Source organism: Pediococcus acidilactici (assembly GCF_016127815.1).
In the GTDB taxonomy this organism is placed as follows: domain Bacteria; phylum Bacillota; class Bacilli; order Lactobacillales; family Lactobacillaceae; genus Pediococcus; species Pediococcus acidilactici.
On record NZ_CP066046.1, the window covers coordinates 1,327,769 to 1,349,218 of the forward strand.

At 44.0% G+C, this 21,450-nt stretch carries 17 protein-coding genes; all 17 read right to left on the reverse strand.

Going from position 1 to position 21,450, the window contains the following annotated elements; genetic code table 11:
- Positions 1–57: 57 nt before the first annotated feature.
- The 17 genes from I6H64_RS06695 to pstB all read right to left on the reverse strand — a co-directional run bounded on the left by I6H64_RS06695 (position 58) and on the right by pstB (position 21,449).
- A complete protein-coding gene (locus I6H64_RS06695; protein ID WP_008841826.1) occupies positions 58–2,847 on the reverse strand; it encodes a glucosaminidase domain-containing protein in 2,790 nt (929 codons plus the stop codon).
- Between the two features lie 268 nt (positions 2,848–3,115).
- Positions 3,116–4,045 (reverse strand): DNA-binding protein WhiA, encoded by a 930-nt coding sequence (whiA, locus tag I6H64_RS06700; protein ID WP_002831129.1) that lies wholly within the window; start codon positions 4,043–4,045, stop codon positions 3,116–3,118.
- Between the two features lie 11 nt (positions 4,046–4,056).
- A complete protein-coding gene (locus I6H64_RS06705) occupies positions 4,057–5,058 on the reverse strand; it encodes a gluconeogenesis factor YvcK family protein (protein WP_008841827.1) in 1,002 nt (333 codons plus the stop codon).
- Complete coding sequence (rapZ, locus tag I6H64_RS06710; RefSeq protein ID WP_005917387.1) at positions 5,055–5,942, reverse strand: RNase adapter RapZ; 888 nt, start codon at positions 5,940–5,942, stop codon at positions 5,055–5,057. Before rapZ ends, I6H64_RS06705 begins: the two co-directional genes overlap by 4 nt.
- A gap of 186 nt (positions 5,943–6,128) precedes the next feature.
- A complete protein-coding gene (uvrA, locus tag I6H64_RS06715; protein WP_008841829.1) occupies positions 6,129–8,972 on the reverse strand; it encodes an excinuclease ABC subunit UvrA in 2,844 nt (947 codons plus the stop codon).
- A 12-nt stretch (positions 8,973–8,984) separates the two neighbouring features.
- A complete protein-coding gene (uvrB, locus tag I6H64_RS06720; RefSeq protein ID WP_005916189.1) occupies positions 8,985–10,988 on the reverse strand; it encodes an excinuclease ABC subunit UvrB in 2,004 nt (667 codons plus the stop codon).
- A 131-nt stretch (positions 10,989–11,119) separates the two neighbouring features.
- Entirely contained in the window at positions 11,120–11,749 is a 630-nt protein-coding gene (locus I6H64_RS06725) for an HD domain-containing protein (protein ID WP_002829927.1), read from the reverse strand.
- A 302-nt stretch (positions 11,750–12,051) separates the two neighbouring features.
- Positions 12,052–13,776 carry a phospho-sugar mutase gene (locus I6H64_RS06730; RefSeq protein ID WP_008841832.1) on the reverse strand — a complete coding sequence of 575 codons (1,725 nt, stop codon included), beginning with the start codon at positions 13,774–13,776 and terminating at the stop codon, positions 12,052–12,054.
- Between the two features lie 245 nt (positions 13,777–14,021).
- Positions 14,022–14,945, reverse strand: coding sequence for a thioredoxin-disulfide reductase (gene trxB / locus I6H64_RS06735; RefSeq protein WP_008841833.1), 924 nt, complete (start codon positions 14,943–14,945; stop codon positions 14,022–14,024).
- A gap of 190 nt (positions 14,946–15,135) precedes the next feature.
- The gene (gene galU, locus I6H64_RS06740) at positions 15,136–16,011 is read right to left on the reverse strand and encodes a UTP--glucose-1-phosphate uridylyltransferase GalU (protein WP_002829932.1); all 876 of its coding nucleotides are present in this window, start codon (positions 16,009–16,011) and stop codon (positions 15,136–15,138) included.
- 22 nt (positions 16,012–16,033) lie between these two features.
- Positions 16,034–17,050 carry an NAD(P)H-dependent glycerol-3-phosphate dehydrogenase gene (locus I6H64_RS06745; RefSeq protein ID WP_004166684.1) on the reverse strand — a complete coding sequence of 339 codons (1,017 nt, stop codon included), beginning with the start codon at positions 17,048–17,050 and terminating at the stop codon, positions 16,034–16,036.
- A gap of 76 nt (positions 17,051–17,126) precedes the next feature.
- Positions 17,127–17,972 carry a prolipoprotein diacylglyceryl transferase gene (gene lgt, locus I6H64_RS06750; RefSeq protein ID WP_036685528.1) on the reverse strand — a complete coding sequence of 282 codons (846 nt, stop codon included), beginning with the start codon at positions 17,970–17,972 and terminating at the stop codon, positions 17,127–17,129.
- Positions 17,973–17,984: 12 nt separating this feature from the next.
- A complete protein-coding gene (gene hprK / locus I6H64_RS06755) occupies positions 17,985–18,923 on the reverse strand; it encodes an HPr(Ser) kinase/phosphatase (protein ID WP_002829936.1) in 939 nt (312 codons plus the stop codon).
- 15 nt (positions 18,924–18,938) lie between these two features.
- A complete protein-coding gene (locus I6H64_RS06760) occupies positions 18,939–19,298 on the reverse strand; it encodes a phage holin family protein (protein WP_002829937.1) in 360 nt (119 codons plus the stop codon).
- Between the two features lie 18 nt (positions 19,299–19,316).
- On the reverse strand, positions 19,317–19,640 hold the full coding sequence (locus tag I6H64_RS06765) for a PspC domain-containing protein (RefSeq protein ID WP_224429104.1): 324 nt from the start codon (positions 19,638–19,640) through the stop codon (positions 19,317–19,319).
- Between the two features lie 375 nt (positions 19,641–20,015).
- Complete coding sequence (phoU, locus tag I6H64_RS06770; protein WP_008841836.1) at positions 20,016–20,678, reverse strand: phosphate signaling complex protein PhoU; 663 nt, start codon at positions 20,676–20,678, stop codon at positions 20,016–20,018.
- A 12-nt stretch (positions 20,679–20,690) separates the two neighbouring features.
- Positions 20,691–21,449: a phosphate ABC transporter ATP-binding protein PstB gene (gene pstB, locus I6H64_RS06775; protein WP_008841837.1), complete on the reverse strand. Its 759-nt coding sequence runs from the start codon at positions 21,447–21,449 to the stop codon at positions 20,691–20,693.
- Position 21,450 lies beyond the last annotated feature (1 nt).

Sequence of the window (21,450 nt, forward strand, 5' to 3'; positions counted from 1 at the left end):
ACATTACGTTCCAGCCTCTTCTGCTTATACACCTATATTAAATTTTATCTACAGAAATTACAACGAAATTGCTGAGTCCAAGCCATCTAATTTGTAGAATCCATAGTTATTAATGCAATTAACAATGCTGCTTACGTAAGTAGGTGCCGTTGCGTAACCGCCAGCTTTGATTGCTTTAACTGATTCAACGTAGTTGTGCGCATGGTTAGAAAATGCATTTGCGTATTGTGGACGTGATTCTAATTTCTTAGCGTAGTCCGCAATCGAATCCTTGAATGAATCGTATTTTCTGAACGCAGCTGAAATAGTTACTACCCGACCATTAATAACTTCTTGAGTATTCTTGGTATAGGTTGCACCATGCCACGTGCTGTCTGCCTTAATTCCAAAGAGGTTGTGTGCTTCTTGAGCCAAAGTTGAAGCACCATAAGCACTTTCTACAACGGCTTGTGCCATTGCAACGGAAGCGTATAAATGATTGTTTTGGCAAACGTTCATTACGTCTGCTGCAATGCTGTTAACAAAGTTAGTTTGAGCAGCCGTCCAGTTTTGGTTGGTAAAGTGGTAATTGCTACCGTTGTTGTGGTTATTATTGCTGTTGCTATTGTTATTATTGGATGAACCTGGAACGTATACGTCCCCCTTATTAATCCAACTAATAACCTTATCTAACAAGAGGCGGTTACCGTTCATTTGGATAACTTTGTAATTCTTACCCTTTACGCCGTAGTAGATGTTTTGGCCGGTTGCCCAACGTTTAGCAGACGGCTTGATGGTTACGTTTGTACCAACCCGGATCGTACCATCGTTATTATTAGCGTGGTTATTATTGTTGTTATTGTTATTTTGCGAACCGTTTGAACCAGGAAGGTGAACATCACCCTTGTTGATCCAGCTGATTACCTTATCCAACAATAGCCGGCTACCGTTCATTTGAATAACCGTGTAAGTCTTACCCTTTACACCGCTATAAATATTTTGACCAGTTGCCCAACGCTTAGCATTGTTATTGATGGTAACTTTTGAGCCAACGTGGATTGATTCTGTATTACCGTTATTATTGTGGTTATTGCCGTTATTATGGTTTTGGTTGCCAGAGTTATTGTTATTCGAGTTCGAACCGGGAACGTGAACGTCGCCCTTGTTAATCCAGCTAATTACCTTATCCAATAAAAGACGATTTCCGTTAGTTTGGATAACCTTGTAGCTCTTGCCCTTTACACCACTGTAGATGCTTTGACCAGTTGCCCAGTGGCTAGCATTGTTGTTAATGGTAACCACGGTACCAACCTTAATGTCCGCATTGTTAGTAGTGTGATTATTATTATGATTGTTTGACGAACCGGAATTAGAACCCGCCTTGTAAACATCACCGTCGTTAATCCAGCTGATTACTTGATCTAACAACAACTTGTGACCATTAGTTTGGATAATCTTGTAAGTATGCCCCTTAACCCCATTGTAAATGGATTGACCAGTTGCCCAGTGAGAAGCACTGTTCTTGATGGTAACCTTGTCGCCTACATGGTAGCTTTGGTTATTTTGGTTGCCATGGTTATTTGAAGAGTCATTTTGGTGGTTATTATTTTGGTTGTTTTGATTATCATTTTGATTATTGTTTTGGTTGTCGTTAGCAGCATCATTACCGAAACCATATGCCAAATCATGCGCAAACTGTTCCTTGGTAATTCCATGAGTACCTAAGTAACCGTATGGGTCAACGTGATTTCCCCAAACGTGTTCGGTAACCCAAACATGTGACTTAATTCCAGTGTATTCATCACTATCCAAAGTTGTTGGGATATTCCACTTCTTTGCGGAATCACGGAGTAAGTTAACGTAAGTTTGGTAGTCCTTCTTGAATTGGCTATCCGAGTAAGTTTGTGCTAATTCAACTTGAACGGGAGCATTTTCGTTAGCCCATTTACCAGCACCCCAAGCAACGTACCCTTCTTCTCCAACGGCGTATACCCGTCCGCCATCTCCAACGATGTATTGAACGTAGGTTTCACTACTATCCCATTCCCGTTTTTCGTAGATAGCAACGTCGCGAGCAGATGAGTATTGTCCAACGGCATGGGCAACGATAATTTTATTGTTAGTCTTTTGATCGCTACCTTCGTTATCAGCTAACCGATATGTATTATCAATCGTGTAGTCCTTCGATGAGTTATCGGTCTTCTTTTCTGCAGTTTTTTCCGCTTTAGCGTCTTTTTGGGCAGCTTCAGAAACCGCACTTGAATTAACCGAAGTTTTAGCTGCGGCAGAACTTGATTTCACATTAGCTGCTGAAGATACGGCTTCCTTAGCTGCGCTATCCTTAACGGCTGCTGAAGTAACCGTCTTGCTTGCTGCCGAGCTTGGAGCTGCAGAACTAGCTACACTAGTACTTACCTTTTTAGCTGCACTAGAAGCTGGGGCTGCTTTAACTGCATTAGCTGAAGCGGCTTCCTTAGCTGGTTTTACTGCTGAAGAAGTAGTTGCTTTGGTTTCAACTTTTGCTGCAGCAGAATGTTGGTCAGCCTTTGCAGCACTATCCGCGTTAACCTTAGCTGCAGATTGAGCAGCGCTAGAAGCTGGGGCTGCTGATTGTGCTGTAACGGCAGCTGAACTAGCTTTGACAGTCGCTGGCTTAGCTAACGTAACTTGCTTTTCGTTAACCGGAGCCGTTTTGGTCTGTTGATCAAGTTGACTTGCAGAATTAGTGTTAGCTTGCGCATCGCTATCCGCATGTGCTTTTTCAGCATTAGTATTGAGTGCTACCAAACCCAAACTAGCTGTAGCGATACTTGCGAATGCCCACTTCTTCCCTGACTTAAACATTTTGTAATGCTTTTTGATTTCCATATATTAACTACTCTCCTATATCCAAACCTTTTCGGCGTTGATTTATATATCCCCTTAAGGATAGCACATCTGTTTATTAAAACGTTTTACATTATAGTTACAAAGTCCGTAGTGTAGCGCTTTTGGCACATTTTACTTGCAAAATAAAAATACGCGAAGTTAACAGTATTCCTGTCCATCCCCACGTATTTTAGATAAATTTATATTCATTGGTCCTGTATTAACCAATGCAAAAGTTCTTAAGAAATATTTTTTATTGCGAAAAACTTTAAGCTCGCAACTTTTCTGCATACTGATTAATCTTTCTTAACCGGTGGTTAACCCCCGATTTAGAAATTGGCCCACCCGGCACTAGTTCGCCAAGCTCTTTCAAACTAACTTCCCGGTGCGCTAACCGTGTCTTCGCGATGTCGCGCAGCTTAGGCGGCAACTCGTCGAGTCCTACCACTTCATCAATGTACTGGATGTTATTAATCTGCTTCATCGAAGCGTTGGCAACTTTATTCATATTAGCATTTTCGCAATTTACCAACCGATTAACCGAATTACGCATATCCCGCATAATTCGAACATCTTCGAATTTTAACATTGAATTGGTTGCGCCAATTAGTTGAAGAAAATCTGCGATATGTTCGGCTTCCTTCAGGTAAACAATGTAGCCGCTTCGGCGCTCCGTTGTCCGGGCGTTGAGGTGGTACTGATTGATCCAATCCGCAATCATTTGATTATGGGCTTCGTAAAGCGAATAGATTTCCAAATGATAGCGACTAGTTTCGGGATTATTAACCGAACCTCCCGCTAAGAAGGCCCCCCTTAAATATGAGCGTAGCTCCGATTCAGTTGATAGGAGCCCCTCCGGAACGGTTTCGTTAATTTGAAAATCGTCTTTTAAAATTGATAAATCGTTAAGTAGTTGCTGAGCGCCCGTCCGCAAACGCACAATGTAAAGATTGTTTTTCTTCAGCTTCATCTTACGACGCACACTTAACTCTGCTTCTAAGTGGTAGAAGTTTTTTAGTAGCGAGTAAATCCGCCGTGCAATCGCCGGATTTTCCGTCTGAGTATTTAACACTAACTGCCGATTATTAATCCCAATTGAACCGTTCATCCGGATCAACGCCATCAATTCAGCCTTTGCGTTATGTTCGTGGACTTCCAAGCTAGTCAGCTCTTTTTTTACTTCACTGGCATAAGACACGACCACACCTCCTATGCTTGTTTCTTAATTGGGTTGCTACAGATGTGCATTAGCTCACCGACCACTTTTTCACCATCATGGAAAGCACCGCCGTCACGCAGTTTCAAAAAGTTATCCGAAATTACTCGTACCCCTTGCTCGCGGAGTCCTTTAAAATTATGAATTACTTGTTTGGAAACTTCGTCATAACGGTTGAAATCCATATACGATTCAGGAACTTTTTCGGTATTAACCAACACGGTATCCACAAAGTTTCGACCTAGATGTTGGTTTAAAACGCGGACGTGGTCGGCATCGGTAAAGCCGATTGTTTCGCCTTTTTGAGTCATAATGTTGCAAATGTAAACAATTTCCGCTTGGGTCGCTAAAACGGCCTTACGAATGTCTTCAATCATTAGGTTTGGCAAAATACTAGTGAATAAACTTCCCGGTCCTAGGATAATTTCGTCAGCTGCTTCAATAGCTTCTAAGGCTTCTGGAACGGCCCGCGGCTTTTTATGCTCACTCCAAGGATTGTTTTCGACCCAAACCTGTTTAACATCCTTGTGGGCCGCGGTAATTTCTGATTCACCTGCTAAGCTCGTGCCATCCGTAAACTTAGCGTGCAACACTAGTGGTTCAGCACTTGCCGGATAAATATGTCCTTCAATTTGAAGCATTTGCGATAATTCTCGGATTGCAGGGTCAATTCCGCCCCGCATTTCAGAAAGTGCGGCGATAATTAAATTACCAATCGCATGTCCGGCAAGAAAGTTATCTTCACTTTTAAAGCGGTATTGGAAAATGTCCTTGAGTTCGGGCGGCATGTCCGACAAAGCCACCATGACGTTCCGGATATCCCCCGGCGGAACCACGTTAACGTAGTCTCGAATGATTCCCGAAGAACCTCCGTCATCTGCCACCGTAACGATGGCGGTCACGTCTGCATTGCGTTTGTGTAGCTCGTTTAAGATAACTGGAAGGCCAGTCCCGCCCCCAATTACCACGATTTTAGGTCCCTTGATTTTACTCATGAGCGATTTACCGTTTCCTTTCGCTTATTTACATCTCGGTGAGAAATGTGAGTAACGTAGTGCTTAGCTAAATCATTTCCTAACCGCTCCGCAATCGCTACTGAACGATGTTGCCCACCGGTACAGCCAATCGCGATCGTCAAATTCGACTTTCCCTCTTGTTGGTACCCCGGCATAATATCCATCAGCAGCTTTAAATAAGCTTGGTAAAATTTTTCCGTAGCCGGCTGGTTCATTACATAATCGTACACCGGTTGATCGGTTCCCACCTGATTTTTTAGTTCCGGCACGTAGTATGGGTTAGGCAAAAAACGCACGTCCATAGTGATGTCTGCGTCAATCGGTAACCCGTATTTGTAGCCAAACGAAACTACTTCAATATGGAATTTAGGAACCGTTTTGTTGGTTGAAAATTGGTTAAAAATTTTACTTCTTAATTCGCGAGGCGTTAAATTACTAGTGTCAATCACCAGCTGGGCCTCCGACTTGATTGGGGCAAGCAGTTCGCGTTCTTTGCGAATTCCGTCCGCTACCCGACCGTCCATCGCTAGCGGATGTGCCCGCCGAGTTTCCTTGTAACGCGCAATTAATTCCTCATTAGTAGCATCCAGGAACAAGATGTCACGATTAATTCCCGAAAGTGCTTGGGTATCGGTCAGCATCGTGATGACTTGTTCGTAAAATGCATCCGAACGTAAATCAACTGCTAAGGCAACTTTGGTGATGTTGCCATTTTCTTTAATTAATTCCCAAAATTTTGGTAACAGTGCTAACGGCATGTTATCAACGCAAAAGAAGCCCATGTCTTCGAAACTTTGCATTGCGACAGTTTTTCCGGCACCGCTCATTCCCGTTACCACTACCAATTTCAATGATTCGTTCATAATGATTCCCCCATTCCAAGGTAACAACTTCTCCAGTATAACACATCCGGGCGTGTCATTTTTTAAATGATACCACGAAAACTTGGCGACCACCAAAGGTCATCGCCAAAAATCCCCGCGGTACTACTAAAAAAGCGGAAATCTAACCAATCTAATGGTCTGATTTCCGCTTAATTTTTGATAAAATTACTTTTTCTGTAGCTTGCGATCTCGTTCTAAAACAGGTTTCAAATATTGACCCGTATAGCTTTCGGCCACTTCCGCAATTTCTTCGGGGGTTCCGGTAGCCACGATTTGTCCGCCACCGTCGCCGCCTTCTGGTCCTAAATCAATTAGGTGATCTGCTGTTTTAATAACGTCTAAATTATGTTCAATTACCAAAACAGTGTTGCCATTATCCACTAGGCGTTGTAAAACATCTAACAACCGCTTAATGTCATCAGTATGCAACCCGGTAGTTGGTTCGTCTAAAATATAGAAGTTTTTTCCGTTAGCTTTTTTATGCAATTCAGCAGCTAACTTTATCCGTTGCGCTTCGCCCCCAGAAAGGGTAGTTGCGGATTGCCCTAAATGCACGTATCCTAACCCAACGTCAATGATGGTTTGAAGCTTGCGGGCAATTTTAGGAATTGGCGCAAAGAACTTAGCGGCTTCTTCAACGGTCATATCCAAAACTTCCGCGATGTTCTTCCCCTTATATTTAACTTCTAAAGTTTCAGAATTGTACCGGGTGCCATGACATACTTCACAAGGAACGTAAACGTCTGGCAGGAAGTTCATTTCAATTTTCAGAATTCCGTCACCCTTACATGCTTCACAACGACCGCCCTTTACGTTAAAGCTAAAGCGGCCCTTTGTGTATCCACGTAGCTTAGCTTCGTTAGTTTGGGCAAACAGTCCGCGAATATCATCAAACACACTCGTGTAAGTTGCCGGATTACTCCGGGGAGTCCGTCCAATTGGGGTTTGGTCAATGTTAATAACCTTTTCAATGTTCTTGATTCCGCTAACCGACTTATACTTACCAGGCTTTTCCGAATTTCGGTTAAGTTTTTGTGCCAAAACTCGTTTCAACACCATGTTTACCAGGGTAGACTTACCGGATCCCGAAACTCCGGTAACGGCAATAAACTTTCCTAATGGGAACTTCACGTCAATGTTTTTCAAGTTGTTTTCTTGAACGCCCTTTAGTTGAATTGCCAAGCCGTTACCATCCCGCCGTTCAGTAGGGACCGGAATCGACTTCTTACCAGCTAAATATTGTCCGGTAAGCGATTTACGACTGCGTTCAACCTGTTTGGGAGTCCCCGCGGCCATTACTTCGCCACCATTTTCTCCGGCGCCTGGACCAATATCAATCAAATAGTCCGCTGCCCGCATGGTATCCTCGTCATGTTCTACGACAATCAAGGTGTTGCCGAGATCACGCATCTTTTTCAAGGAACTAATCAAGCGATCGTTATCCCGTTGATGCAACCCAATCGAAGGTTCGTCCAGGATATATAGTACTCCGGATAAGTTCGAACCAATTTGGGTAGCTAACCGAATCCGTTGCGCTTCGCCTCCGGAGAGGGTTCGTGCCGACCGACTTAAGGTCAGGTATTCCAACCCCACGTTCCGTAAGAAGTTCAACCGGTCCCGGATTTCCTTCAAAATTGGCGTTGCAATGACGGTGTCTTGTTCCGAAAAATTAAGTTTCTCAAAAAAGGCCGTACACCGGTCGATTGGTAATTCAGAAACCTCACCAATGTGTTGACCGGCAATCTTAACCGCCCGCGCCTTCCGATTAAGACGATAACCGTGACAAGTTTGACAAGTTAACTCCCGCATATATGACCGCATTTGGTCACGCGTGAAGTCACTGTTAGTTTCTTGATAACGGCGGTTGACATTATTAATGACCCCTTCAAATTCGGTATCAACATCCCGCACTCCTCCAAAGTCATTTTCGTAATGAAAATGGAATTGTTTTCCCTTGGATCCGTATAAAATTAGTTGCCGTGCATCCTTCGGTAGGTCCTTGAACGGCGTGTCCATATCGATCCCAAAACTTTCCGCCGCCTGTTCCAGTAATTTTGGATAATACTGGGAGCTAATTGGATTCCAAGGAGCCAAAGCCCCTTCCCGCAACGTTTTATCCTGATCAGGAACTACTAAGTCCATATCAACTTCCAGTTTAACCCCGAGCCCGTCACAATCTGGGCAGGCACCAAACGGAGCGTTAAATGAAAACAACCGGGGTTCCAACTCTCCCACCGTAAATCCACAAATTGGGCAAGCGTAGTGTTCCGAAAATAGAATGGGGTCTCCGCCAATCACATCGGCGGTCGCGTATCCTTTACTTAATCGTAAAGCCGCTTCAAATGAGTCAAAGAGTCGGGAATGAATCCCCTCCTTAACCACAATGCGGTCAATGACAACGTCGATGGAATGGGCCTTGCTCTTTTCTAATTCCGGAACTTCTTCAACATCCATGGTTTCACCATCAACCCGAACCCGCACAAAACCTTCCCGCTTGATGCTAGCAAACACCTTTTTATGTTGCCCTTTTTTAGCGCGCACGATTGGGGAGATAATTTGTACTTTAGTTCGTCCAGGAAGTTCCATAACCCGATCCACCATTTGTTCAACCGTTTGGCTAGTAATGATCGTCCCGTCGTTTGGACAGACGGGAGTTCCCACCCGCGCCCAGAGTAAGCGCAGGTAATCGTTAATTTCCGTAACGGTTCCCACCGTGGACCGGGGGTTCTTCGAAGTAGTTTTTTGGTCAATTGAAATTGCCGGGCTCAACCCGTCAATCGAATCTACGTCGGGTTTGTCCATCTGGCCTAAAAATTGCCGAGCGTATGCTGATAAACTTTCCACGTAACGACGCTGCCCCTCCGCGTATAGCGTATCGAAAGCAAGCGAACTCTTCCCTGAACCAGATAAACCAGTTACCACCACTAATTTATTTTTCGGAATGGTAACGTCAATATTTTTTAAGTTATGTGCTCGCGCACCGTGAATGATAATCTTATCATTTACCAAACGGAATTCCTCCTAATCAATCTGGGCTTTTAATTCCAATACCGTATCACGCAGATTAGCAGCCCTTTCGAAATCAAGTTCTTTAGCTGCCGCGCGCATTTGGTCTTCCAGACTTTCAATCATTTCTTTTTGGTCTTTACGATCCATATCCGCGAAGTCCACATCCAAAAAGTCGTCCTTTTCACCAGCGTCTTCCGTCTCCGTGGTAGCTGAGATTAGCGAACGGATATCTTTCTTAATCGTGTGCGGGGTAATCCCGTGTTCCTTATTGTATGCTTCCTGAATCGAGCGCCGCCGCGCGGTTTCGTCGATGGTTTCCTTCATAGATTGGGTAACGTGGTCGGCATACATAATTACGTGTCCGTGTTCGTTACGCGCCGCCCGTCCAGCCACCTGAATCATGGAACGGGTGTTACGTAAGAAGCCTTCCTTATCGGCATCTAAAATTGCCACCAGTGAAACTTCCGGAACGTCAATTCCTTCCCTAAGCAGGTTAATTCCGACCAAGACGTCGTACTTGCCCAGTCGTAAATCACGAATAATGCGGGTTCGCTCCAGCGTCTTTACGTCACTATGCAGGTAGGCCACTTTAATCCCCATATCCTTTAGATAATCGGTTAAGTCTTCGGCCATCTTCTTCGTCAAGGTAGTTACAAAGACCCGTTCGTCTTTTTCTACGCGTTGGTTAATTTCGCCAAGCAAATCATCCATTTGGCCCATAATTGGCCGCACTTCAATAGTCGGATCCAATAATCCCGTTGGCCGAATGATTTGTTGTACCACGTGGTCCGTCCTAGCCGTCTCGTAGTCCCCAGGAGTTGCTGACATATAAACCACTTGATGAACGTGTTTTTCAAACTCCTCAAGTTTCAACGGCCGGTTATCTAACGCACTTGGTAACCGGAACCCGTAGTCAATTAATTGTTGCTTCCGGGCCCGGTCCCCGTTGTACATCCCGCGAACTTGCGGCATGGTAACGTGGGATTCGTCAACTACCAATAGGAAGTCGTCTGGGAAGAAGTCCAGTAGCGTATACGGTGGTTCACCAGGTTTGCGACCGTCCATGTGCCGAGAATAGTTTTCAATTCCGTTGGTATAACCCATTTCTCGCAACATTTCGATATCGTAAGTGGTCCGTTGCTTCAGTCGTTGGGCTTCCAATAACTTACCCTGGCCTTCTAATTCTGCAAGCCGGTCCTTTAATTCCGCTTCAATTCCTTCGATAGCGTGTTCCATCCGGTCTTCGTTAGTCATAAAGTGGGTTGCCGGGAAAATGGTGATATGATCGCGGTCACCAATAATTTCTCCAGTTAAAGCGTCCATCTCACGCATCCGGTCAATCTCATCGCCAAAGAATTCCACCCGGATTGAGTGGGCTTCGTTAGCGGCCGGGAAGATTTCCACCACGTCGCCGTGCACTCGGAAACGTCCCCGTTGAAAATCAATGTCATTTCTTTCATATTGAATGTCGACTAATTCTCGGAGTAATTGATTACGGTCAATCTCTTGCCCCACGCGTAGTGATAAGGCTTGGTCGCGATATTCGCGCGGGTCCCCTAAACCAAAGATACTCGAAACTGAGGCCACCACAATCACGTCGTTCCGTTCCAATAGCGAGCTTGTCGCCGAATGCCGCAGCTCATCGATTTCGTCGTTAATGGACGAATCCTTTTCAATATAAGTGTCACTAGAAGGCACGTATGCTTCGGGTTGGTAATAGTCGTAATAACTAACAAAATACTCAACTGCGTTATTTGGGAAAAATTGTTTGAATTCACCATACAATTGTCCAGCGAGCGTCTTGTTATGTGATAAAATCAGCGTCGGCTTGTTGACCTGCTGAATTACGTTTGAAATGGTAAAAGTCTTTCCAGTTCCGGTCGCACCCAAAAGAATCTGTTCTTTTTCACCCTTCTGGATCCCATCAACTAGTTGTTTAATCGCCGTCGGTTGGTCTCCGGTAGGCTGGTACTTAGAAACTAGTTCGAACTGCCGATTTTCCTCGCGTTCAATCATTATTTTTCCCCCATTCACACAAAAAAACTGAGATGAACCCCGTTAGGTTCTGGCTCTCAGCCATTTGATTATTAACGTTTGAGTTACTGCCACTATTCTATCACACCGAACATACTTTCGCTATTTTTTTGCTATTGAATAATTGTGCGACTAATTTTTTCTAATTTTAGTTGGTCCGTAAACTCTTCATTTAACAATTCGGGTAAAACTTTTTCGAGGAAGTATTGCACACTCGGCATGTCCTTATATTTAACAATCGTGGTTAAGCTTTCCTTATAAATGTCGGTATAAACGTCTTCCGGATTTCCCTTTTGGATTTCACCAAACGATTCGTAAAGCAGGTCAATCTTATCCGCCACCGCTAAAATCTGGCCTTCGATCGTGTCATCCTTGCCCTCTGACAAACGCCGTTCGTAAGCAGCTTGGAATTCAGCAGGAATTTCATTTTTAATGAAATTATCCTTCATTGAATCTTCTACATTCGCCAGCATCTTCCGCAAGTCGGCCGTGGCATACTTAACCGGCGTCTTGATGTCGCCGATAAACCGTTCGTTATAGTCGTGATTAAGGGATTTTTCATAAAGTAAACGCCAATTAATTTGGTTTCCCGCATGTTCTTCCACGTCGCCTAAAAATTGAGCAATTTCCGCCACTTTGAAGGAATGTTCCGCAACCGAATGTTTTTGATACTTAAAAAATCCGGGTGCCCGGTAAATTGTTTCTAAATTACTTAAACTTTTAAAAAATTGATGCATCCCCATAAAAAATTCCCCCTAAATAAATTTAAATTGTTAACATACTATCACAAATAAACTGGAATGTGAAAGTTTTCCGCCGGGGAACAAACTTGGCTCAGCACCCCTTTTAAAACAGCTAGAAACTAAAAAAGATCCGGCCGTTAGCCGAATCTTTGCTTATCAAGTTATCAAATTGATGGATAAGTTTAAACGTGCTCCGGTACCCAGTTTTCTCCGGTTAACCAAATATCGGGACCAATCGCTCAAACTGCGATTAGTCCCGATATTCAGTTAATCCTCAAAATCTACCCGGGTCCCTGCGCACTCTAGTTTATCAACCCATCAATCGCCTTTTCATAGTTTTCGATCTTCTTCAAAGTTGCTTCTTCGCTTTCGCCTACCGCTCCGATATAGAACTTAATCTTTGGTTCCGTTCCGGATGGGCGGATCGCAATCCATGAGCCATCTGCCAACTTAAACTTCAAGACGTCCGCCTTTGGCAATTCGATTGGCGAAGTTTCGCCATTATCTGCATACTTAGTTTGACTTAAGAAGTCTTGGGTTTCAACCACCGCAACGTCGTCAAAATGGTCTGGGCGTTCTTCACGAACCTTTTCCATGATTGCTGCCATCTTCGCTTTACCATCCACACCAGGGAAGTCTTTTGAAATGGTTTTTTCTTCATGGTAGCCATACGTTGTGAAGAGGTTTTGTACCCCATCATAAAGGGTTTGACCCTTACTCCGGTAATAAGCGGCAATTTCCGCCAATAGTACAATCCCTTGAATGGCATCCTTATCCCGAACAAATGGCCGAACAAGGTAGCCGTAACTTTCTTCAAAGCCAAACATAAAGGTGTGTTCGTTGGTTTCTTCATAATGTTTGATTTGATCGGCAATGTACTTAAATCCGGTCAAAACGTCAATCATTTCTACGCCATGAGCTTCCGCAATCCGGGTTGCTAATTCACTAGAAACGATTGATTTTACGGCTGCAGCGTTCTTTGGTAAGTCTCCAGCTTCATCGTGGGCGGTTAAAATGTATTCTAACATTACCGCCGCAATTTGATTTCCGGTCAATAACTTGTAATCGCCATTTGGTAAACGAACGGCCGCTCCTAGTCGGTCTGCGTCGGGATCCGTCGCAATCAAGAGGTCTGCCTGTTGCTTTTTACCTAACTCAATCGCCAAATCAAAAGTTTGGGCAAATTCCGGGTTGGGGAATGGTGTTGTGCCAAATTCAGGATCCGCAATGGCTTGCTTTGGTACCATCGTGTAATCTTTGAAACCGGCATTTTCAAGGGCACGGCCGCCGACTACCTTTCCAGTTCCGTGAAGTGGCGAATAGATCAACTTCATATCTGCGCCATATTTTTTAATAAGGTCGTGGTTGATGGAAACCGTCTTTACTTGTGCAAGATATTTCTGGTCAATATCTTCGCCGATCAAGGTCATTAAGCCCTTTTCACGGAGTTGGCCTTGCGTCAAAGCTTTTACGCCAAAAATATCGGTGACCTTCCGAATGTATTCAGTAATCCGGTCCGATTCCATTGGTGGCATTTGCCCGCCATCCGGACCGTAAATTTTATACCCGTTATATTGCTTAGGGTTGTGGCTAGCCGTAATCATAATACCAGCGTAGGTATCGAGTTCACGAACCGTAAAAGAAAGTTCGGGAGTAGGCCGCATACTATCAAACACGAACGTTGGAATGTCGTGGTTGCCTAAAACACCCGCAGCTTCTAAAGCAAATTCTTGCGAATGGTAACGGGAGTCAAAACTAATTGCTACTCCCCGTTGCTTGTCTTCGGCATTTAGCGTGTCCATGAAGTTAGCTAAACCTTCCGTTGCTTGACGAACCGTGTAAATGTTCATCCGGTTGATTCCCGGACCCATTACTCCCCGCATTCCTGCAGTTCCAAATTCCATCGGTGCATAAAAAGCCTCTTTTAGCGCTTGTGGATCCTTTGCTAATTCTTTTAATTCTTGTTTTAAGTTAAAATCTAAATCGGCAAAATCTTGCCATTCTTTAACTGAATCTTCCCAGTTCATTAAAAAATTCCTCCTCGGTGTGAGTAACTTAATTTTTATTATACAATACGATTAGTCACTCAGAAAGCGTTTTACCCAAAAATCGCACTCTGCCATTACCTATAATTATAAAGTACAGCTAATCCATAAAAAAGTTTTTAATTATTAAACCACTCCAGTTCACCAAAAAAGCCTCCAGAAACCAAGGTTTTCCCTGGCTTCTGGAGGCTTCATAATTTTCTTAAATGATTAATGACTTCACACTTTTAGGATAACGATTGAATGTACTCGTAAGCTTGTTGTCCCGCCGTGCCACCTTCTCCAACTGCCGTAGCAACTTGGCGAAGGTTTTTCTTCCGTACGTCACCGACTGCAAAAATTCCCGGAACCTTGGTGTGCATTAGGTTGTCGGTTGGAATCCAGCCGTTTTCATCTAAAATGCCCAAGTCCTTAAACGGAGCGGTCATTGGCTTTACCCCAACGTAGATAAATACTCCCGCAGCTTCAATAAAAGAATCTTCACCAGTTTGGTTATTTTTAACCTTTACGCCGGTAACCTTATCATCGCCCACGATCTCGGTTACGTTGCTGTTCCAAATAAATTCCATCTTGGGGTTAGCAAACGCCCGGTCTTGGCTGATTTTTTGTGCCCGAAGTTGGTCCCGCCGGTGAATAACAGTAACTTTCGATGCCAATTGAGTTAGGTAAATACCTTCTTCAATCGCTGAGTCACCACCGCCGACCACGATCAAGTGCATTCCCTTAAAGAAAGCACCATCACATACCGCACAGTAGGAAACTCCCCGGCCACTAAAGTCTTCTTCACCAGGCACGCCCAGCTTCTTGTATTCTGAGCCGGTCCCAATGATGATGGCCTTGCCGATAAATTCTTCACCCATATCGGTCTTCACTAACTTAGTGGCTCCATCGTCACGAATTGATTCGACGCTTCCGTAAGCGTACTCTGCGCCAAATTGAGTGGAGCTTTCGTACATTTCTTTTGCTAAATCTGGTCCCAGGATGGACTTAAATCCCGGATAATTTTCGATGGCTGCCGTATTATTCATCTGGCCGCCATAAATCCCGCGATCAAGCATCAGCACCGACAAATTAGCACGCGATGCATACAAAGCCGCAGTCATTCCAGCCGGCCCCGCACCGATTACTATCACATCATATTGCTTTGCCATAATAATCCTCCATATCTGATAATGAATCCACTATACACTTACTTTTAATAACTGTCCATTATTCTGTATTATAATCACTAATTTAAAAATTGCATTTTTAATGCTTAGCAAGTTACCCAGCAACTTAGAAAATAAATAAGGGAGCCCGGGACCAAAAGTCCGAGTCTCCCCTAAATAGCTATGTTAATTTTTATTTGAGCGTTTTAGCCAATTCCTTGATGTAGGCCTTAAGTTCATCCTTTGTTTCTGGATGCTTCAAACCATATTCAATGTTGGTCTTTAAGAAACCAAATTTGTTACCCACGTCGTAACGGTCACCGTTAAATACTTTCGCAAACACCCGTTGCTTCTTGTTTAACGTATCGATTGCGTCGGTTAATTGGATTTCGTTACCTTCACCAGGTTTTTGGTTTTCGAGAATGTTAAAGATTTCTGGAGTAAGTACGTAACGACCAATGATCGCTAAGTTACTTGGTGCTTCATCAACTGCGGGTTTTTCCACAAACTTAGAAACGTTGTACAAGCCTTTTTCCACTTCTTCAGATGGATCAATAACCCCGTACTTCGAAACTTCTTCGTGAGGAACCGGTAAAACAGCTAATGTAGAAGCACCAGTATCTTCAAACGAATCAACCAGTTGCTTAGTTAGGGGAACCTTGTCTTCCATCAAATCGTCACCTAACATAACGACAAATGGTTCGTTACCAACGAATGTCTTCGCAGTTAAAACCGCGTCCCCTAAACCACGGGGATGACTTTGCCGCTTGAAGTACATGTTCAGACCGGTGGTTTCTTCAACCATCTTCAACATTTGCTTCTTGCCCTTTGCCTTTAAGTTAGCTTCCAATTCAGGAACCGCGTCAAAATGGTCTTCAATTGCCCGCTTACCTTTTCCGGTAATGATCAAAATATCTTCAATTCCAGACTTCCGTGCTTCTTCGACGATGTATTGAATCGTAGGCTTGTCCACGATTGGTAACATTTCCTTAGGCGAAGCCTTAGTTACTGGTAAGAATCGGGTTCCTAATCCCGCTGCTGGTATGATTGCTTTACGTACTTTTGTCATAAAAACTCAAACCTCCAAATATTTACTCTAATTCTGATTTTCCATCCCGGTGCATAAGGTCATCAATGACTTCTTTAACACCTTTATCATTATACAACACATCGTAGATGGCTTCAGTAATTGGCATCTCGATATGTTTTTGTTGGGCTAATTCGTAAGCTGCCTTGGTAGAAGGAATCCCTTCGATGACCATCCCCATCGTATCGATAACTTCTTGCAGCTGCATTCCTTGGCCAAGTTCGTTACCAGCCCGCCAGTTTCGAGAATGAACACTCGTAGCCGTAACAATCAAATCACCAACCCCGGATAAACCAATAAAGGTTAGCGGTTTAGCGCCAAAGGCAACCCCTAAACGAGATATTTCAGCTAATCCCCGGGTAATGAGGGCTGCTTTAGCATCGTCCCCGTATCCAAGGCCGTGTAAAGCACCCGCGCCAATCGCAATGACGTTCTTCAACGCCGCCCCCATCTCTACGCCGATGATGTCGTCATTGGTGTAAACGCGGAAATAGTGGTTCATAAATAATTTTTGGACCATTTCAGCACTTGCTAAATCAGTGCTTGCCGCCGTTACCAACGTCAAGTCTTGTTTAGCAACTTCTTCAGCATGACTTGGGCCAGACAAGACCACGATCGCCTTTCGGTACTGGCTTGGAATTTCTTCTTCCAATACTTCAGAAAGACGTTTGTGCGTTCCTAACTCAAGTCCCTTACTTGCATGAATAATCACTGGTTGTTGCTTTGTTTTTTCTAAAACGGCAACCATTTGTTGAGCAACTAAGCGCATTACCTTAGTAGGAACAACGAATAACACCGCATCAACGTCTTTCAACGCAAATTCTAGATCCGTCGTTGCTACTAAACGTTCATCATATTTGAAACCTGGCACGTAATGCTCGTTAGTGTGTTGGTCGTTAAGCTCTTGAGCTTGCGCCTCCATGTTTGTCCAAGCAACTACATCATTGCCATTTTGAACCAACATGTTTGCTAAAATACTGCCCCATGAACCGGCTCCTAACACTGCAACTTTTTTTGCCATTATTAATCCCCTTACAATCTATAAAATATAATTATTTAAAAATATGTACCCTCTCATTATCATATATAAAGGTACTTTACTCAAGGTCTTTTGGTGCGAACTGGTTTCCATCCAGGTAGTCGGGAACCGGATTTTGGACCCGCGTTCGGCGCCAAATCAACAGGCCAATCGCGCCCATAAATAACACTACCGACAACCATTGGGAGACCCGAATCCCCAATAACATAAGGCTATCCGTTCGCATTCCTTCCACGAAGAACCGTCCGAAAGAATACCAAATCACGTAGCTCAAAAAGATTTCACCTTGTTTAAAAAGTTTCGGTACGTGACGTAAACTCATTAACACAATAAAGCCTAAAATGTCCCATACGGATTCATACAGGAAGGTTGGTTGGCGAAACGCGCCGTTGATCCACATCTGCTGAATAATAAAGGGCGGCAGGTGCAAACTTTGCAGAAAAGCTAGGCTGGTCACCCGCCCAAAGGCTTCCTGATTCATAAAGTTACCCCACCGGCCAATTCCTTGAGCCATGATCAGCACCGGAGCAATGATATCCAACATCAACCAAACCGGAATCCAGTAGTATCGACAAAATAGGTAAACCACGATTCCCGCACCAATCAACGCACCGTAAATCGCAATTCCACCGTCCCAAACCCGAATGATTTCGGAAAGGTGGTTTTGGTAGTAACCCCATTCAAAAATCACGTAGTAGGCGCGAGCACTAATAATGGCCACCGGTAGCGACCATAAAATCAAATCATAGATGCGGTCGGGATCCACGCGCCGGCGTCGCGCTTCCCGAACCGCTAGAATGGTTGCCAGGACCACGGCAGAGGCAATGATAATTCCGTACCAGTGCACCTGGAGGCTCCCCCACGAAAATGCAATCGGATTTAAAGCTCCGATACTTAAATTCACTAAATCCACTTCCTATGCTTGTGAGTTATCTTTAATCAACGCGTTAAGGTTTTGGTCGAAAACCTTCGTAGCGTCGTAACCCATATTTTTAGCCCTAAAGTTCATTGCGGCGGCTTCGATGATGTCCCCGAGGTTCCGTCCAACACGAACCGGAATCGTAATTTTGGGGATGTCTAAATCAAAGAAATGCCGGGTTTGTTCACCATTCCCGAGCCGATCAAAATGGGTTTCTTTATCCCAATTTTGTAAGTGGACGATTAGGTTAATATCGGTACTGTTCTTAACCGAACTAGCCCCGAATAAATTCATCACGTCGATAATTCCGACTCCCCGGATCTCTAACAAATGCCGGAGAATTTGGGGAGCTTCCCCAATTAAGGTCTGTTCATCTTGTTGGTAAATATCGACCCGGTCATCCGCAATCAGCCGGTGCCCGCGTTTAATAAGGTCTAGAGCAGTTTCACTCTTCCCGATTCCGGAATCACCGGTGATCAGTACCCCTAGTCCGTAAATTTCCACAAGTTCACCGTGAACCGAATCTCGTTCAGCTAAACGGTCTTCTAGGTAGTTAGTCATGTTACTTAACAACCGGGAAGTCGGAAGGGTCGACGTTAAAATCGGCACTCCGTTATCCTTTGCCGCCTTAATTAACTCCTTAGGCACCGGAAGTCCCCGTGAAATTACGAAGGCGGGCGTTTGCTTATCTGCCATTTGGCTGTAGACAACCGTGCGATCCGCGCTCGTCATGCTATCCTTTGCGTACGAAATTTCGGTTTGGCCAAACAACTGAATTCGCTCGCGGGGGTAAAATTTAAAGTAATTGGTTAATTCTAATCCCGGCCGGGAAATGTCACTAACCGTAACCTGCTTTTTATCTAACAGGTCTTCCCCATAAAATACGTCGAGCCTAATTTTTTTAACTAATTCTGTAATTGAAACACTATCGGCCATTACGATGGGCCTCCTTTAATAACGATTGGAAAAATGATTCGAAATAATCATGTTACAAATCGACAAAATCACCGAGATCAACATCGTCATCCCGAATGACGAAAAATAGAAGTTAGCGGGACCAACCAGCGCCGACGTGAACGTCAGCATTAACGCGTTAATCACGATGCTGAAAAATCCTAAGGTCAATAACGTGATTGGTAGCGAAATAATTTGTAAAACTGGCCGCACGCTAGCATTTAAAATCGCCAAGACGAGGCTTGCCGCTAACGCAATCCAAATGTTAGAAACGTAGAAATTTCCGCTATTTTGGAAAAATCCCGTTAAAGCGACAAATAAAATTCCATTCACTAATACTCGTTGCCAAAAGCGCATTTGCATTCTCCTAATCTTTTATTCATCGACGTCGTGTACTTCGGCGTCCTTAATTTCTTTTCTTTGCCGTGATTGCTTTTGTCCGGGAGTTTTTCCCGAAAAGCCAGTCCAGTTGGCAAACTGCTGAAAGAATCCTGTATTTTGACTTGGCATGTACCAAGCTAAAATAAAGTATGGAATCAACAACAACCCGTGTGATAGTAAAATTAGTACTAACGCAATGATTCGGGTAAGGGACTTATCCCAGCCAAAATGCTCCGCAATGCCACCGCATACTCCAGCAACAAAACGGTCGTTAGACTTTGTAAACTTTGATTTGAAACCTGATTTCAAACATTTCACCTCTAAGCTTTTTAATTATCTGTAATTTTACAGCTTTTCACTTTCGATTAGCAAACTTTATCCCCATAAAAAGTACGGGTATTACCAAAATTTTAAATTAATCCCCTAAAAGGCAGCACATCTTATGTTATTTTCCATGATAAAAATAAAAAAGCGAGAGTGGGACAAAAGTCGGGTAGTTTGTGAGCATTAACCAAAAATTGACCATGATGCCAAATCCAGGCATCATGGTCAATTTTTGGTTAAGCGGAACAAACTAGCTTTTAGCACACGTTTTGGCTCTATTGAAGTCAAAACATCAAAACAACTTTTTAAGGACCTTTTTATCCTTGAAAAGCATTTTTTACTTTTTTCCCAGCCTCCACCCGTTTATTTTTAATTGTCCCCGGATAACTCCGTAATCTTTCCAGTCTGGTTGTACATGATCCACTCCACCACGTTAATTACGTGGTCGCCAATCCGTTCCAAATAGCTAGCAACCATTAAATATCCGGTCCCTCCAGTCACCACTTTGGCGTCGTGTTTCATTTTACTGGCAATGCTTTGCCGAATTTTTTTAAAACTGGTTTCGATTTGGTGGTTCGCATCGATAATTTCTTTTGCAAGCCGGCCGTCATCCTTAACGTAGGCGTCAATCGTTGCGTCAAGCATCCCCCGAATCAAATGGGTCATTTCAGCAATTTCTGCTTCAATTATTGCATCCCGCTGATGCCCCTTAATTCGGATCGTTTCCTTGGCAATCCCCACCGCGTGGTCGCCGATTCGTTCCAGTTCCGAACTCGCCTTTAAAACTACGATCACCTGTCGAAAATCATTAGCCACTGGTTGTTGCAGCGCCATCAAATTAATTGCCTGATCTTCTAACCGCACTTCGGCAACATTGACTTTTTCATCGTGTTCAATCACGGACTGAGCTAGCTCACGATCGTGGTCAATAAAAGATTTGGTTGCCTGATAAATTTGTTCCCCCACGTCCAGTCCCATTTCCGTGAACTGTTCTAATAGCCGCTTAAGCTCTTCCTTAAAAATTCCTTGCATACCAATTCCCCCTTAACCAAATTTACCGTTCAAGTAATCACTCGTTGCCGTCTGATCCGGATTTAAAAATAGTTTAGCAGTTGGCCCCGCTTCCACTAACTGCCCGTTTAAAAAGAACGCCGTCTGATCCGAAATTCGAGAGGCCTGTTGCATATTGTGGGTCACTACCGCTAATGTGTAATTTTCTTTCAAAGCCACCAAACTTTCTTCCACCTTCCCCGCCGAAATCGGGTCTAGCGCACTAGTTGGTTCATCTAAAAGAATAATTTCCGGTTGAACCGCTAACACCCGGGCAATGCAGATCCGCTGCTGCTGCCCGCCCGAAAAAGAAAGGGCGTTGCTTTTTAAATGATCTTTAGTTTCTTGCCAAACCGCGGCCTGTTTCAGACTCGTCTCCACCCGTTCCGCTAAAACTTGGGGGTCAGTGATTCCCGCAAGGCGGAGCCCGTAGGTGACGTTGTCATAAACCGAAAATGGAAAGGGGTTGGGTTGTTGGAAAACCATACCGACCCGCCGTCTTAAATCCGCTTCGTCAGTTTGAGCATCGTAAATGTCCTGCCCCGCAACCCGAATCGTTCCGGTCACCCGCACTTCTGGAATTAAATCGTTCATCCGGTTCAAACAACGTAAAAAGGTTGATTTGCCACTTCCCGACGGACCAATTAACGCCGTAATTTGGTTTTTTGGCAAGTTAAGGTTAATTCCGTGTAAAGCCTCCGTTTTCCCATAAGATAAGCGCACGTCTTCTGCAGTTACCACGTTATTACTCATT